The sequence below is a fragment of the Planomonospora alba genome, assembly GCF_039534085.1.
Classification (GTDB): Bacteria; Actinomycetota; Actinomycetes; order Streptosporangiales; family Streptosporangiaceae; genus Planomonospora_B; species Planomonospora_B alba.
In genome coordinates this window covers 1-14,260 of the sequence record NZ_BAAAUT010000030.1, presented here as the reverse complement: position 1 = coordinate 14,260, position 14,260 = coordinate 1, and the positions used below count along the sequence as shown (strand labels likewise).

The window sequence follows — 14,260 nt, the reverse complement described above, 5'->3', positions numbered from 1 at the left end:
CGGTCAGGCGCTCCCGGCGGCCGGGGCAGGCCGGGCCGGCCTGCCCCGGCCGCTCCCGTGGCCTACCGCCGGTGCGGGGCCCGCTGGGGCAGGCCGCAGGGCTTCCACTCCGGAGCCTGCGCGGCCCTGATCAGATGCTCCTCCCAGGACGCGCCCCGGCGTATGAAGTGGCGCAGCAGCTCGGCCGTGGCGCGGGCGTCCGCCAGCGCGGAGTGGGCGTTGCGGAGCGGGATGCCCGCACGCTCGCAGCAGGCGGCGAGCGTCCACTTGCCGTGCGGGAGGAAGGCCGGCGCGAGCCGCTGGGTGCACAGGGTCTCCGTCACCCAGTGGCTGCCGGGGAGCGCGTTGAGGAACCGCAGGTCGAAGGGGGCGTTGTGGGCGACCAGGACCCGCCCGGCGATCCGCTGCCAGACCTCGTCCAGCACTTCCTCGATCACCGGCGCACCGGCGACCATCTCGTCCGTGATGCCGTGGACGTGCGAGGCGCCCGTACTCCGCAGCGGGTTGATCAGCGAGTGCCACTCGTCGGCCGTCTCCCCCCTCTCGTCCAGGGAGACCAGGGCGATCTCGCATATCCGGTCGCCTCTGGCGGGGGAGAACCCCGTGGTCTCCACGTCCACCACGACGTAGCCGCCCCGCGCGGGCAGCCGGAGGGAATGGTCGAGCTCCGATCCAGGTGTCGTCACGCGCTCCACTGTAAGAACAGACCACCCCTGCTCGCCGCCTCTCGGCCGGACCGGCCGCTTCCCGCGCGGGTGTACGGCGCCATACGGCCTGGCGACGGACACCAAGGGTCACTATCCTCTGTACCCTGTCTCCAGCGGGGCGTTAGCTCAATGGTTAGAGCTGCGGACTTTTAATCCGTAGGTTCTGGGTTCGAGTCCCAGGCGCCCTACCAGTCGTGAGCAGGAACTTAGGCTCTGACCTGGGCCTTCGTTCCTGGTCACTTCCCCCGGCACATGCAGTCGGGTGCAGCCGGATGCAGCTGCCTGCCACTGGTCGCGGAACATACGCGGAATGGGACCACGCCCGTCCGGCCAGGTCAGCACCAGGATTCCAGAAGCCGCCGGAACGGTTCCGGGAGTGTGAGAGCCGACACGACGAAGGACCCCGAGAGCTTCCCGGGGTCCTTCCGTGTTCCGCCGTCACGGCTGTCACGTCGTGAGCGCTTCCATGATCCGCCTGTTGGCCGTCTCGTGTTGCCCGTCGATGCACTTGGCGTAGACCCGAAGGAGCACGTCCACCCCGTGGCCGGCCCGCTCGGCGACCTCCGGGGCGTGGACTCCGGCGTTCAGCCAGAGGGACACCGCCGCGTGCCGCAGGTCGTACGGCCGACCCGCCAGCGGCGAGGCCACCTGATCGGGGGTGAAGGCGTACATGCGCGCCTGCTTCCAGACCATCGAGACCGTCGAGCCGGGGAAGCTCTTACCACTCCGGGTCCGGAACAGCCGGCCGTCCTCGGCGACGCCGTACCGGTCGATGTGCTCGCGGAGAACGGTCACCAGCTCCGGCGGGATCGGCACGCGCCGGGTCGCCTTGCGGCCCCGATGCTTGAGGCCGCGCTCGTCGTTGGCCTCCCCCGAGTCGGTGTAGCGCGTGTTGCTCTCCGGCCGGGTCGTCTCCAGGGTCAGGACGCCCCAGCCCGTTGCCGGAAGGTCGCAGTTCGCCTCGCGGAGTCCGGCCGCCTCAGCCGGACGGAGGCCGGCGAAGTACATGCAGGCGAACATGGCCGCCATCATCGGCCCTCGGGTACGGCCCGCATACGTCACCGCGACCAGGAGCCGGCGGGCCTGCTCCGGACTGACCACCGAACGCCGGTCGATCTCGCCCGTCGCCTTGACCTTGCGGAATTTGACCTTGTGGATCGGATTTGCCGAAAGCTCTCCCAGCTCTACGGCGTACTCCAGGACCTGATGGAAGACGGCCCGCTTCCGCCGGTAGGTCGAAGCCGCCGCGGCCTTGCCGTCCAGGCGCAGGGAGATGGCCTCCAAGGCCGCCCGGGTGTGCTTGGGATCCTCCAACGCGCTCAGGGGCAGTGAAGCCGCTTCCAGCCACCGCACCACCCTCAGGACCTTCGGCGAGGGAGCCGGACGGCGGTCCTCCGGCACGAAGGAGTACTCAAGCAACGTCCGCCGGATCTCCTCGTCATCGGGACGACCGGGCACGTCACCCGTCAGGACGGGGGTGACGTAGGCGAGGGAGTCGGTCATGCCCTCGCGGGTCTTGGCCGCCGCGTGAGGCCACCAGGCGTGGACGTAGGCGACGGCCAGGGAGTACCAGGTGCGCGTGTCCTTGGCCTTGACCATCGAGCCGGGAAGACCGCTCTCCAGGTCGAACGCCTCCCCGTTCCTGGCCGCCTGGCGCAGGTCGGACAGGAAGCTCTCGGCGAGCCCCTTGGTCTTGAAGGTCGAGGACTTCTCCCGGTTGTCCACAGTCCACCGGACGGTGTGGGAAACGATGCGGGGTTTCTTGCCCACACCCTGAGGTCGGGTGTTGGTGCGGACGCCCCAGAACTTGACCTTGTACGAGGTGTTCACGCGGCCTCCCGGAGGGATTCGAGCCAGGCTTCGAACTCGCTCCGGTACAGCCGGAGGTCACCGTTGGGCAGCCGGAACCCGGCGGGGAACTTGCCGATCTCGCGCCAGCGGTAGAAGGTGCGGACCGAGATCCCGCCCAGCTCTTCGAGGATGTCGGGAACGGTCATCAACTCGTCCCTCTTCTTCACGCCGCCACCTCCAGTCCGGGAGTTGCCGAAAGATCCGGCTCGGGTCGTCCCTCTGCTCTGGCTTGGAGTTCGAGGAGCCGGGCGCGGGTGCGCTGGCGGTTGGCGACGCCGCGCAGGAGTCGTTTGGCCAGCGGGGTGCGGGTCGGGTCGTTGGTGGAGACCGGTTTCCACAGGTAGCGGTGCGGGTCGTTCTGGGTGGGGTCGTCGGCCAGGCCGAGCGCGTCGAGGACCCAGGCCCGGCGATCCTGCTTGTGTTCGCGCAGGGTCTTGTTGGACCACTTGCGCGAGACCAGGACCCGGCGGCCGGCGTAGCCGAGGTGTTCGGGCTTGTGCGCTTTGCTGCGGCACCGTCCTGGAGCCATCCCGGCTTTGGCGCCCTTGGGCTGCACGCCGTAGCGGAGCCAGTTCGCGCACGATGGCGAGCAGGGTTCGTAGCGCAGCGCCTCCACCATGCGGGCCGCGTGGTCCCGCCGAACGGAGTCGTCGGCGTCGAGCGTCTCGCCGAGGCTCTTGGTCAGGTACTTGGACAGGTAGCGGATGCACTGGTCGGCGTCCGGGGTTCCGGCGAGCACGCCTTGGACGTCGACCTGGTCGCCGAAACGGAGCACGTGCAGGGGTTCGGCCGCCTCATCCTGGTCGAGCCGGTCGAGGGCCTCGTCCCAGGTGGGCAGGACCTCCCCGGTCTCAGGGTCGAGGTAGTCGCCGTCCTGGCCGTCCCCGGGGAGATCGGCCCGCGGGCTCCACACGGGCAGGCGATCGCCCTCGAAGCGGATCTCATCGACCGCCGGCCACCACACCTGGTGATAGGTCGCGGCGGCGATCTGCTTGATCTCCGCGCGGGGCAGGGTGCCCCGGATCGCCATGTGCAGATGCGGGGCGAGCCGCTTCTGAGGCTCCACGCTGGCGAAGTACTGCACGTCATAGCCCGCCACCCGGCGCAGGTTCTGCACGAACCGGTCGACCAGCTTGGAGAAGTGCAGCGCGTCACGCGCCGCCCGCGCGTAGTCGTAGGTACTCGGGTCGACCGGCACGCCCTGTCCCGCCCGGATGCGGCCGTAGGACGGCAGGGTGAGCGTGATGAACATCGACGGTCGGTAGACCTTCCCATCGGCTCCGGTGAAGGCCCGGCCGAGCGTGGTGGGGCTCATGGCCCGCCGAGGCAGGTCCGGCGCGTCCTGGCGTCGGCGGGTGGAGCGGGAGCGCTTGGGGACCGTCCGGCCGGAGAGGCTGCCGCGCATGCCTGCCTGGTTGATCTCGGCGTCGATGGCGCTGATCGCCTGCTCCCAGTCGGCGACCTCCTCGGTATGCCCGTCGCGTTCGGCCGCATCGCGTTTGGCCTGGACGTCGGCGCGGAACTCGATCAGCCAGCGCTGCGCTTCGGTGGAGGGGTCCGGCTCGGCGATCGGTTCGTGGTCGAGGTGCCAGCCTTCCCGGCATTGGGCCATGCGCAGGTAGCGGTTGCGCTTGGCGCACGGCGGGCACTTGGCCTCCTGCGTCGCGCCGCAGGGGACGTCGAAAGGTTCTTCCTGGCCGGTGAGGATGTCGAGCCGCCGCAGTTCGATCGGGCGGATGCACACGCCGTTGAGCTTGGCCACCTCGACCGCCACGTCCAGGGCGACGGGCAGTCGGTCACGGACGGTGCGGGCGAGCCGGGGATGGGAGGCGTCCACCGCAGCGGCGGAATCGACGGCCGGAGGGATCAAAGGGACGGGGGTGGGGGTGTCGGTCACATGGCCTCCTTCCGGGTTTCCAGGTCGGCGCAGAGCCGGTAGGCAGAGCTGTAGGGATCACGGCGCAGCCGGACGTTGACGAGGTCGAAGCAGAACGTCAGCTCGACACGGGCGGGCCAGCCATCACGATCACGCAGGCGCAGCGCCAGAGCGTCGAGGTCGACGGAGTCACCCTGAATGGTGATCTTCATCAGGCGGCCTCCTCCATCTGGAACAGGGCGACCATGTCGCGGATGTCGGCATCGGAGACGTAGGCCGCGCGGACCCGGATCGGGTCGGGCGAGGCTTCCAGCCGCACGTACGCCACCCCGGCACCCTCCTGCGGGACGGAGGAGATGTGGTCGGCCAGCGCGCCCCGGTCGCGGGCGCCGTCCCCGAGGACCATGTCCACCTGTTCGGACTCGTCGAGGCGGAGCGCGATCTTGTCGGGGAACAGGTTGCGGATCGTCAGCACGTCCTTGCGCGGGTCCTGGAGTGCGGCCAGGACGCCGAAGCCGACCGCCCGCCCCTGTGTGGTGAGCGTCGCCAGCGCGGCGGAGATGCGCTGCTTCAAGGCCCGATCGGACTGATACGCGGTCAGGAACGCGACCTCGTCCACGATCACCAGGACGAACGGGTCCTCCACGGTCGGGACGTGGTCGCGCTGGACACCGGCGAACTTCTCGGCGCGCTTTTGCATGCGCTCCACCGCCTCATCCAGCAGATCGGCGCAGTCGGCCGGGGACGCGGCGTAGCGAGTGAACAGAGGCCGGCCGAAGGACAGCTCCATGAGCTTGGGATCCAACCCCCACAGCTCGGCCACGCCGGTCCACACGGCCGGGATCAGAGCGCGGATGACCGACCACAGGATGGAGCCCTTCCCGGCCCCGGTCGCCCCGGCCGCCAGGACGTGGGTGCCGTGGACCTTGAGCCGCCAGGGCCGTCCGTCCTCGCGGATGCCGATCTCGACCGGCCCGACCGACACCGCCTCCGGCAGCGGTAACGCTGGTAGGGGGACGGCGAGCGGGTCGCGGCGGGGGAAGGTCAGCAGCAGCCGTCCCGCACGGGTCACGGAGACGCGGCAGGAGGTCGCACCGAAGCCGTGCGCCAGGTGCTCGATCCGGTCGGCCCAGTCCTTCACGGCTTGGCCGGTGAGCATGTTGACCGTGACCAGGTCGGCCCAGGAGGTGCAGCGCACGGCCACCAGATGGGGCACGTAGTCTCGGCCGCCCGCATGCCGTGCCAGGCCGGAGATGGTCATGACCGCGTGCCAGTGCCGCCGATACATCCAGGCCAGCCGCCAGAAGGCCAGCAGTCGCCAGCCGATCCAGGCGTTGAAGGTCGCCCGGTCGAACAGTGCCCACGGGAGGAGCACCGAGACCGGGAGCCAGACGACGAGCAGGGCGACGCGCCAGCCGTACAGCCACGTCACCGCGGCCGGGATGGCGAGGACGGCGGTGGCGATCGGATGCCGCCAGACCATTCGGACGAGACCGGCGAGCACCCGCCAGACGAAGATGACGATGGTGATGATCGCCGGGGTCCGCACCACGGCCGGACGGAACACCACGGCGGTATCGGGAGTGGTCGTAACGAGGCCGGTGACCTGGTCACCGGGCAGTTTCTTGAACATTAGACTTCAGTCCTCTCTTGAATCGCATCTGGGGAGACCAGGGGCCGCCGGAATGCCAGTTCCAGCGGCCCCGCTTTCGTTGTCAGGCCGCGATGTCCTTGCCGGCCGGGGCGTGCTTGGCCGGGGCGGCGGTGCGGGGAGCCCGCATGGACGTGGCGCGGATGGAGTAGGCCAGGCGGCCGGTGGACTGGTTGACGTACGGGGTGACGGTCATGCCGTCGAACTCGACCGGGGTGATCGGCAGGCCGGGCACCGGGGGCGGGGGCACCGGCTGGACGGGGGCGAGGATCTTGACCGCCACCGTCTTCTGGCTGATCTTGACGACCGGGTCGGCGTCCATGACGGCGATCTGCCAGACGAGTTCGCCGGTGGTCTTGTCCTTGGCGTAGACGGTCCGGCCGTTGGTCGAGGCGTCGAAGTCCTTTACCTGCTCGACCTCGCCGACGAGGTAGCAGCCATGGGGAAAGACCTGGTCGAAGCTGACGGGGATGGGTCCTTGCAGAGCCATGATGATTCTCCTGTCGTTCAGTCGTTAACTTGTATTGTCGTGTTTGAAGCTAACTCTAGAACGGCCACTCGACAAGACGAGTTTCCGAATCGCTATGTGATGTAGGTCACATTGGATGTGAGATGCCTCAGAGGGTGTAGGCGTCTTCCAGCTCATGCAGCGTGCCGGGAAGCGCCACCTCGATCACCAGCACCGGACGGCCCGCGCCGTCGAAGATCCGCGACAGCACCGCCAGCACCGCCGCGGTCTTGCCGAGCCCGAGCGCTTTGACCTCCTCCGGCAGCGGATGACGCGCCGCCAGACGTTCGATGACGTGGTCCAGCTTCACGCCCTTGACCGCCTGGAGATGCTGGCGGACCCCGACGCTCAGCGGCTCGGAGCGGCCCAGGTCGGTCCCCTCGGCCAACTCGATCGGACACCAGAACGTCACCAGCTCACACGGTCGCCCGGCATCGGCCAGCAGCAACCGGCGCATCACCACCGGAGTACCCTCCGGCAGGGCCAGCAGCGCCGCGACACTCGCCGGAGCCGGACAGGCACCGGCCTGAAGGATCTCCGCGTTCTCGGCGGCCTCCACACGATCGAGGACCGCGCGACCCGGACGGGAGGCGTCCTCCTCCACCACCGGCGGGGCCGACTTCACGAACGAGCCCTTGCCGTGCTCGCGGTCGATGATGCCCCGGAGCTGCAACACCTGGAGCGCCCGGACGACGGTCGGGCGCGAGACGGCGAACTCGCGGACCAGTTGGGTCTCGGACGGCAGTTGCGACCCCGGAGGGTAGGTGCCATCGGCGATCTTCCGCCGGATCGCCTGCACGATCTGGGCGTACTTCGGCGGCGCGTACTCGTCACCGGAAACAGACATAACGACAACCCAACTACTCGACTTATCGTCAGCATAGAGATCCATGGAGAACTTGCCTAGCCGACGTCCCATCCCGGACGGGTGAGTGCGGCGGCGCGGGATCCGACCCCCTCCGGCCTGATCAGCCGCACCGCCGCACCCGTCTACCGGGCGCGTCCGGACAGCACTCCCGCCCAGACCGCCCATGCCTCGTTGATCGGCCACAGCCGCGTGTGACGCACCACGGGGCCGCACTCGTCCTGCACGGTCTTTCGGATGAACCCCTGCCCGGCGCCCGCGCACAGCTCGTAGACCAGGGCACGGCATGTGCAGGTCCAGGCCACCGGCCGCACCCGTTCCAACACCGGGTACGGCTCGCGCCACTCCAGTCGCACATGATCACGCTGGGCCATGGCGACGTGCGGGCTGATGCGGGCGCAGTCATCGAGGGAGAGCATCACGGGCCTGCCCGTTCACCTCGGGCATCGGATGCGTCCGCACGAGTTCGGCGTAGCGGAACGCCACCCGGCGCGCGGCCCGGCCCGGTTCCATCGCCGAATGCCAGGCGTAGACGGCCCGGCCCCGGCGTGCGTCCCAGCCGCCGGTACGCCACCAGAACCGGCATCCGTCCGACCAGACCGCCAGGCCGGTCCAGACCGACACCACCGCCAGCCCGTAGCCGTCGATGACATCGGCCGTGATGCCCAACCGGCGGAGTTCACCGCGCAGTTCATCGGCGGCGTCCACCGGAGAGAACGCCTCATCCAGCGTGAGCCGCGCGGATCGGGTCAACCCGTTCATGCCCGCCTCCTACGCCGCGGCGGGGGTGCCGAGCCCCTGACAGGTCGAGCAGGTGTCCCGCACGCGGGGAAGGGGAGCCACCGGGCCGCCGGGACTGGCGATCAACGCACGCCGGAAGCTGACGTACTTCCAGCCGCGCCCATCGCAGGCGAAACACGACCGGTTGACCTGTTCACTGGTCTGATCGCTTGTCATGCCGTCCAGCGTCGCCGCCGCTCTCCTTGCCGGCCCATCCCGAGCCGGTATCCCTTGACGGGATGGGTCATCGGCGGGTCAGGATGGGATCACCGTGCGACCTCGGATCCCAGCGAAGGGAAAACGCCCCCGATGCCCGAGATTCCCGGCTCCATTTGGCGACGGCCCGACATGCTCGCCGCGTTGCGGGCCCGCGACATCGCCCAGGTCCTCCAGTTGGTGCGCCAGTACGCCGGGGCGTCGCAGACCACCATCGGCAGCATGATCGGTATGAGCCATGGCAAGGTCAGCGACATCATGAGCGGCAACCAGCAGGTGACCGCCTTTGAGGTGTTCGAGCGGATCGCCGACGGCCTGGATTTCCCGGACAGCGCCCGCGTCGCTCTGGGCCTGGCTCCGCGTGCAGCCTTAGCCATCCCGGCTCAGGATGGTCCCCGTACCGGCACTCCGGGAAGCGTGGTCCCGCCGCGTAGCGTGGAGGCGATCCAGCGAGGGGAGGACGAGAGCACCGTGCGACGTCGTGAGTTCGTCGGACTGGCCGGAGCCGCGCTCTTCGGAGCCGTCCTGTCCGACAACGGGCCGGCCGCCGAGCCCGCCCGAGACATCGAGGACCTGGCCGCCGCCCTGACCGAGTACCCGGCCCCGGCACCCACCGCCCCGGCACTCGCCCCGTTGGCCGCGATGGTCACCCAGGCCAAGCAGGACTACCAGGCATGCCGCTACGGCGACGTGCTCACCGTGCTGCCCTCGTTGCTGCGCTCTCTTCGGGCCGCCTGCACGGCGCTCGTCGGGGACGACCGGCTGAAGGCGCACGCCCTGTCGGCCGAGGCCCACCATGTGGCCGCCTCCATCATGCTCAAGCAGGAGGACAAGGGATTGGCCTGGCTGGCAGCGGACCGCAGCGTGCAGGCCGCCCACCTGTCCGAGATCCCGCTCATGATCGGCTCCAGTGCCCGGATCGTCACGCACGCCCTGATGGACGGAGGCCACCACCGGGCCGCCGCAGGCAACGCCAGCACCGCCGCCCAGCGCATGGACGCCAGCCTCAGCCAGCCCTCGGACAACGACCTGTCGGTGTACGGCGCGCTCCTGCTGCGCGGAGCCATCGCCGCGGCCCAGCACGGCAACCGCCACACCACTGCCGAACTACTGGACGAGGCTGAACAGGCCGGCCGCCGCCTGGGGCACGAGGGCAACCACATGTGGACCGCGTTCGGCCCGAACAACGTCCTGTGCCACCGGGTGAACGCCGCCCTCACCATGGGCGACGCCGGAACCGCCATCGACTACGCCCGCCGGGTGGACATCGACGCCCTGCCGATCAACGAGCGCAAAGCCGCCCTCCTGCTCGACACCGCCCGCGCGTTCCTCATGTGGGGCAAGCACGAGCGTGCTCTTCACGTCCTGCGGGCCGCCGGGCAGATCGCCCCCGAGGAGATCACCGGCCGCCCCGCCACCCGCAGACTTGTCGGAGACCTGGTGACCACCGCTCCCGTCAGCGTCCGCCGCGAAGCCCGCGAGTTCGCCGACGCCCTCGGAGTCAGCGCATGAACAACACTGGCAGAGTCCTGTACGTCATCGTGTGCGCCGCCGGCCCCGCCGCCGAGGTGGGCCGCCTCGTCACCCTGGCCCAGGGCGACGGATGGACCGTCCAGGTCATCGCCACCCCATCGGCGCTGAACTTCATCGACGCGCCCGCCTTGGGGAAGCAGACCGGCCGCCCCGTCCGCAGCCGCTACCGCTCCCCCGGCGAGCCCAAGTCACCCCGGGCGGACGCGATCATCGTGGCCCCGGCCACCTACAACACCATCAACAAGTTCGCCCAGGGCATCGCTGACACCTACGCCCTCGGCCTGCTCTCCGAAGCGCCCGGTCTGGGCGTTCCCGTGGTCGTCCTGCCCTTCGTCAACAGCGCTCTCGCCTCCCGCGCGCCGTTCCGCCGCAGCGTCGAGCAGCTCCGCGCCGAAGGCGTTCGTGTCTTCCTCGGTCCCGGAGAGTTCGAGCCTCACCCTCCCGCTTCCGGAGCCGACCGCATCGATGCCTACCCCTGGCACCTTGCGTTGAAGGGGATAAGCGGTTCCTAGCCTTCGACTCACAAGCTGCTTGGGGACCACCGCCCATCGCTGGCAGCCGCCGAGAAGGGCAAAGCCGTGATCGACTCCCTTACCAACAGCTTCGCCGACACGATGAGGCTCTTGACAAAGGTCTAGCACTCCTCCCAGGGACGCCTTTGCCGTATTGCGCGAAATCTTTTCTCATACTAAATCAGCAGCTCATGACGAGTGAACCACCCAATGAGGGTGCATGGATTGCCGCCGCTCAGGCACCCCCAGAGCGATCCGATATGGACAAATCCTCATCCATGCGTCAGCATACTTCCTTGAGTCTTCTAGAGATCAATCCGGCAAGATGTGACCAACTGACGGATTTTTGAAAGCAGGGATTACCTCAAATGAAACGAATTATCGGTCGATGGGGTCCAGCGCGCACATCGGCAGCAGTTCTCACCATCGCAATTTTACTAGGTGGAATGGCATTCAATGTATTAAAAGATGAATCAAGCAAGGGCGTGATGGATTGCGCTCGATTCAGTCGGGTCGCCTTGATGGGGTTCGCCGTCGCCAACCCCGATTACAGCATGAAATTCAACATCGTTCCCGACGATAAATGCAGGCCACACCCTGACCACAATGACAAGATTCCACCATTCGACGGCTCTTTGAAGATCTCCCTAGGGCCTCGCATGCCCGGCGTATGGTCGGGCAAGCCACCCGCCTTATCAACAGAATTTCGACAGGACCCCTCCTCTGGGGAAATCCATTTCCCAACACCCGAGCCATGGCGCTTGACGGAAACAATAAACCCACTCCAGAGCCAGGACCCGAAGGCGGAAAACCGTCAGACGCTCAATGTGTTGAAGGAAATGCATTGGAGCAGGCACCTAGTCCATGCAGTCGTCGCTTTAAAGCTTCCACTGAGCGAGGAAGAGGTCGATGACATATACATAAACGGCCGCGATGAGGCCCTGTTACTCTCTCCAGGCTTGGAAAACAAATCCTTCGGTTGGCCTTACATCTTCCCTGGCGTCATCGGCGGGTTTGATGCCTATGGGGGCGAGGAGAGAACTTCTAAGACAGAACAGTTTAGGCGGTGGGTGTCGCTACTTGAGTCCAAGGACGAGCCTACCCTAAGGCAGCTTGACCTTGATTTATCGGAGCTTCGAGATCGAGCCGACGAAGGACTCATATATGGTTTCACCATTATCAATACGCCGGAAGTGGTGAAGCACATGATCAAAAATCCAAAAGTTCACTCGGTAAGCGTGATCGGTGTCATCCCGGGAAGCTAGTAGCTATCCTTCTCCGGATACCTGACCGCGCGTTGCCGAATTGTTCTTATAGGTATCAAGGGCGGCGGCGCGTCGCGCCGCCGCCACGGCTCCCGCTCTGCGGGATCCGTCCGGGCATGCGGCCTGGGGGCCGGTCCCGGCCGGACCCGCCCGCGGGGCCGCCCGCCGTACGACCACCGCGCCGTACCCAATCAACTCGCCGCACCGAAGCCCGCGCCACCGCCCAGCGAGACATTGTCCGAGTGATCAACGCTAGGGATAATCCGCTCATGAACGCCTTACTCCGGGCCGCACTTGTGGGAACCGCCATCGGGCTAGTGGAAGTCCTCATTCAGCTCTATGGGCCGGAGGACGACTTCACGGGCGCGAACACGATGCTCCTCGCGCCCTTCCCTGTGGGTCTGGCGTTAGGTTGGCTGATCAGGTTGCCACGGTGGTGGCAAGTTGCGATCCTGGCACCATTCGTCAACATCGCGATCATTGCTTTCGCGCTCTCCAGCCTCACGTTCCCCGACATCATGGACCTCGGTATGCTTCCCGGGAGTCTCATATTCGCGGCCATCGGAGCCAGCGGCCATGTTGCCGCGGCGGCCATGCTGGTTCCGGGGAACGGGAGACTCCGGTCCTCTGCGATCGGTGCAGTTGTCATCGGGTTCACCGGTATGTTCTTAGGCCAGGGTGCTATAGCCGAGGCGGCGCGCACGCAGAGGCTCGCTCACTCCGGCATTCCCCTCATGGAGCTTGACACCCAGGAGTACCGGCCCACGCACCTCACGGAATGGTTCGGCGCATTGGATGATGGGCCGCCATCGGTCGCGCTCTCCTACGAGCGGCTACGCGACCGATCCGAGATCGATCTCTATCTCATGCCAGAAACGACGGCTTCCCCGCGAGCCGCTTGCACCCAGCCTGTTCCGGGTGTGACCTTCAGGACCGACGTACCAGGGACCTGCCGACAAGTGTCAGCGGATGTCTGGGTACGTACGGAGACTGCCTACACGAGAGTGTTCACAAAACATGGCAACGCCCTGATACAGGTCGCGAGTGAGACGGTGTCAGAGGCGGACCTTCTCGCCGTACTTCCGACACTCCGCGCCAGTACAGCGGAAGGTCTGGCCACGATTGGCGAGATCTGAAGCATATGTGCTCCTGAGCTCAGGCATGAAGGTGGTTTCGGCCTAACGATCGCCTGAGGGTAGCTGATCTCCGTAGGGGTTGGGGGCGATCGGCGGTCCGGGACTTCGTTCCTCAGCCCCGGCCCATCGAGGATCGCGGTGACGTGGGCAGCAAGCTTTTCGTGCCAGATGCGTGCCAGAACAGGCGGGGAACCGCGGTCACTCACGGTCAACCAGCTGACTCTGACCTGCACCCCTGTTTCCCCAGATCAGCCCAGCATGATCAGTAGCCGGTTCCCAAGCTGATGGCTTCAACCCGCCGAGCGCGACAGCTTCGGGTAGTGCAGAACCTCCACGAACATGATCCGTTCCTCGACGACGTCCAAGATCAGTTCGCCCTCCAGCGGAGCCAGCGGCACGCATCTGTGCCCGGGACCATACGTCCCGTCCGGACGCTCGGCCGTGTAGAAGCTCTGGCAGAAGTCGTCGTCGCATCCGCAGTCTTCATAGAACCGGATGTCCCAAGCGGAGACAGCGAGCGCCTCCTCCCCTTCCACTCTCAGGCACGCGATGAGTTCCGTGACGAGATCGGGGAACAACTCACGTACGAGTGGCCGCTCGGTCTTGCTCATGCCCCGTAGTCTCCCAGTCCGCCTCGGAGACGCCATCAAGATCCGGACTATACGCGGAACGCCTCCCCCGAGCCAGAGTGAAACAGTCCCCGGATACCCAGCTCAGAGGACTGAACGAGCTGCAAGAAGCCCTCCTCTTTTAATCCGTAGGTTCTGGGTTCGAGTCCCAGGCGCCCTACCACTCAGACCCCGTCTGACCTGCGCTTTCTCGGGCCAGGCGGGGTCTGCGCGAGCTGAAGAACGGCGATGTTTGCTCCATGTTTGCTCGCGGGCACGGACCGGGCATGCGGTAGATCGTTTAGAGCCGTTCCTTCAGGTCAGACCCCACAGACGATCACCGGAAGACCACGGCAGAAGACCCCACCGGGCCGCCACGCCCGGAAAGGCCATGACGGCGGCCGAGCCTTGTCCAAGCCGCCGCTTCTCCAGACGACGGGTTCTGCGGCCAGGAACGGCAAGCAATCCTGCGCCTGCCGAAAATTACATCCGTGCAGGTCAAGCGGCATGTGAGTACTCGTGGAGGACCCCGCCGAGCCGGTCCCGTCTGCGGACGCTCAGCTCGGCGATCCGCATCGGATCCGTGATCGGCTCCGGAACGCGGCGTAGCGGGGCCGCTTGACCCAGGGCTTGATGGGCACGGTGCCGGTTGTAGAAGCGCTCGTACTCCCGCAGGGCGTGGCGCAGGTGGCGCTCGTTCCACAGCAGGCAGCGGTCGAGCAGCTCGCGGCGGCATGACTGCACCCACCGCT

General features: G+C 67.1%; 17 protein-coding genes and 1 tRNA gene. 5 read left to right on the top strand and 13 right to left on the bottom strand.

What is annotated here, in order from left to right:
* Positions 1-62: 62 nt before the first annotated feature.
* Positions 63-686, bottom strand: coding sequence for a 3'-5' exonuclease (locus ABD823_RS18920; protein WP_344861365.1), 624 nt, complete (start codon positions 684-686; stop codon positions 63-65).
* A gap of 136 nt (positions 687-822) precedes the next feature.
* Here ABD823_RS18920 and ABD823_RS18915 point away from each other — a divergent pair.
* A tRNA-Lys gene (locus ABD823_RS18915) sits at positions 823-898 on the top strand.
* A gap of 256 nt (positions 899-1,154) precedes the next feature.
* Here ABD823_RS18915 and ABD823_RS18910 read toward each other — a convergent pair.
* The 10 genes from ABD823_RS18910 to ABD823_RS18865 all read right to left on the bottom strand — a co-directional run bounded on the left by ABD823_RS18910 (position 1,155) and on the right by ABD823_RS18865 (position 8,415).
* On the bottom strand, positions 1,155-2,537 hold the full coding sequence (locus ABD823_RS18910) for a tyrosine-type recombinase/integrase (RefSeq protein ID WP_344861363.1): 1,383 nt from the start codon (positions 2,535-2,537) through the stop codon (positions 1,155-1,157).
* A complete protein-coding gene (locus ABD823_RS18905; RefSeq protein ID WP_344861361.1) occupies positions 2,534-2,725 on the bottom strand; it encodes a helix-turn-helix transcriptional regulator in 192 nt (63 codons plus the stop codon). Before ABD823_RS18905 ends, ABD823_RS18910 begins: the two co-directional genes overlap by 4 nt.
* Positions 2,722-4,455, bottom strand: a complete 1,734-nt coding sequence (locus ABD823_RS18900) for a replication initiator (protein WP_425566627.1) — start codon at positions 4,453-4,455, stop codon at positions 2,722-2,724. Before ABD823_RS18900 ends, ABD823_RS18905 begins: the two co-directional genes overlap by 4 nt.
* Entirely contained in the window at positions 4,452-4,646 is a 195-nt protein-coding gene (locus ABD823_RS18895; protein ID WP_344861359.1) for a hypothetical protein, read from the bottom strand. The genes ABD823_RS18900 and ABD823_RS18895 overlap by 4 nt, the downstream gene beginning before the upstream one ends.
* A complete protein-coding gene (locus tag ABD823_RS18890; protein WP_344861356.1) occupies positions 4,646-6,067 on the bottom strand; it encodes an FtsK/SpoIIIE domain-containing protein in 1,422 nt (473 codons plus the stop codon). Before ABD823_RS18890 ends, ABD823_RS18895 begins: the two co-directional genes overlap by 1 nt.
* Positions 6,068-6,149: 82 nt before the next feature.
* The gene (locus ABD823_RS18885; protein ID WP_344861354.1) at positions 6,150-6,575 is read right to left on the bottom strand and encodes a plasmid replication, integration and excision activator; all 426 of its coding nucleotides are present in this window, start codon (positions 6,573-6,575) and stop codon (positions 6,150-6,152) included.
* Positions 6,576-6,702: 127 nt separating this feature from the next.
* Positions 6,703-7,485, bottom strand: a complete 783-nt coding sequence (locus ABD823_RS18880; protein ID WP_344861352.1) for a GntR family transcriptional regulator — start codon at positions 7,483-7,485, stop codon at positions 6,703-6,705.
* 98 nt (positions 7,486-7,583) lie between these two features.
* On the bottom strand, positions 7,584-7,877 hold the full coding sequence (locus ABD823_RS18875) for a hypothetical protein (protein ID WP_344861350.1): 294 nt from the start codon (positions 7,875-7,877) through the stop codon (positions 7,584-7,586).
* On the bottom strand, positions 7,861-8,220 hold the full coding sequence (locus tag ABD823_RS18870; protein WP_344861347.1) for a hypothetical protein: 360 nt from the start codon (positions 8,218-8,220) through the stop codon (positions 7,861-7,863). The genes ABD823_RS18875 and ABD823_RS18870 overlap by 17 nt, the downstream gene beginning before the upstream one ends.
* A 9-nt stretch (positions 8,221-8,229) precedes the next feature.
* Positions 8,230-8,415 carry a hypothetical protein gene (locus ABD823_RS18865; RefSeq protein WP_344861345.1) on the bottom strand — a complete coding sequence of 62 codons (186 nt, stop codon included), beginning with the start codon at positions 8,413-8,415 and terminating at the stop codon, positions 8,230-8,232.
* Between the two features lie 132 nt (positions 8,416-8,547).
* Here ABD823_RS18865 and ABD823_RS18860 point away from each other — a divergent pair, with 132 nt between their 5' ends.
* From ABD823_RS18860 to ABD823_RS18845, 4 genes are all read left to right on the top strand, one after another.
* Positions 8,548-9,966, top strand: coding sequence for a helix-turn-helix domain-containing protein (locus tag ABD823_RS18860; protein ID WP_344861343.1), 1,419 nt, complete (start codon positions 8,548-8,550; stop codon positions 9,964-9,966).
* Positions 9,963-10,499: a flavoprotein gene (locus ABD823_RS18855; RefSeq protein ID WP_344861340.1), complete on the top strand. Its 537-nt coding sequence runs from the start codon at positions 9,963-9,965 to the stop codon at positions 10,497-10,499. Before ABD823_RS18860 ends, ABD823_RS18855 begins: the two co-directional genes overlap by 4 nt.
* A gap of 446 nt (positions 10,500-10,945) precedes the next feature.
* A complete protein-coding gene (locus tag ABD823_RS18850) occupies positions 10,946-11,764 on the top strand; it encodes a hypothetical protein (RefSeq protein ID WP_344861338.1) in 819 nt (272 codons plus the stop codon).
* 269 nt (positions 11,765-12,033) lie between these two features.
* Positions 12,034-12,900: a hypothetical protein gene (locus ABD823_RS18845; RefSeq protein ID WP_344861336.1), complete on the top strand. Its 867-nt coding sequence runs from the start codon at positions 12,034-12,036 to the stop codon at positions 12,898-12,900.
* Between the two features lie 290 nt (positions 12,901-13,190).
* On the opposite strand, the gene ABD823_RS18840 is transcribed toward ABD823_RS18845, so the two are convergent.
* Both ABD823_RS18840 and ABD823_RS18835 read right to left on the bottom strand, forming a co-directional pair.
* Entirely contained in the window at positions 13,191-13,511 is a 321-nt protein-coding gene (locus tag ABD823_RS18840; protein ID WP_344861334.1) for a hypothetical protein, read from the bottom strand.
* 495 nt (positions 13,512-14,006) lie between these two features.
* A partial coding sequence (locus ABD823_RS18835) for a hypothetical protein (protein ID WP_425566626.1) occupies positions 14,007-14,260 on the bottom strand: 254 nt, incomplete at its 5' end.

What these genes read in the sequence shown, in the direction of transcription:
- ABD823_RS18895 (WP_344861359.1), bottom strand. Translation starts at nt 4,646, where the DNA reads ATGAAGATCACCATTCAGGGTGACTCCGTCGACCTCGACGCTCTGGCG.
- ABD823_RS18890 (WP_344861356.1), bottom strand. Translation starts at nt 6,067, where the DNA reads ATGTTCAAGAAACTGCCCGGTGACCAGGTCACCGGCCTCGTTACGACC.
- ABD823_RS18885 (WP_344861354.1), bottom strand. Translation starts at nt 6,575, where the DNA reads ATGGCTCTGCAAGGACCCATCCCCGTCAGCTTCGACCAGGTCTTTCCC.
- ABD823_RS18880 (WP_344861352.1), bottom strand. Translation starts at nt 7,485, where the DNA reads ATGGATCTCTATGCTGACGATAAGTCGAGTAGTTGGGTTGTCGTTATG.
- ABD823_RS18875 (WP_344861350.1), bottom strand. Translation starts at nt 7,877, where the DNA reads ATGCTCTCCCTCGATGACTGCGCCCGCATCAGCCCGCACGTCGCCATG.
- ABD823_RS18870 (WP_344861347.1), bottom strand. Translation starts at nt 8,220, where the DNA reads ATGAACGGGTTGACCCGATCCGCGCGGCTCACGCTGGATGAGGCGTTC.
- ABD823_RS18865 (WP_344861345.1), bottom strand. Translation starts at nt 8,415, where the DNA reads ATGACAAGCGATCAGACCAGTGAACAGGTCAACCGGTCGTGTTTCGCC.
- ABD823_RS18860 (WP_344861343.1), top strand. Translation starts at nt 8,548, where the DNA reads ATGCCCGAGATTCCCGGCTCCATTTGGCGACGGCCCGACATGCTCGCC.
- ABD823_RS18855 (WP_344861340.1), top strand. Translation starts at nt 9,963, where the DNA reads ATGAACAACACTGGCAGAGTCCTGTACGTCATCGTGTGCGCCGCCGGC.
- ABD823_RS18850 (WP_344861338.1), top strand. Translation starts at nt 10,946, where the DNA reads ATGGCATTCAATGTATTAAAAGATGAATCAAGCAAGGGCGTGATGGAT.
- ABD823_RS18845 (WP_344861336.1), top strand. Translation starts at nt 12,034, where the DNA reads ATGAACGCCTTACTCCGGGCCGCACTTGTGGGAACCGCCATCGGGCTA.
- ABD823_RS18840 (WP_344861334.1), bottom strand. Translation starts at nt 13,511, where the DNA reads ATGAGCAAGACCGAGCGGCCACTCGTACGTGAGTTGTTCCCCGATCTC.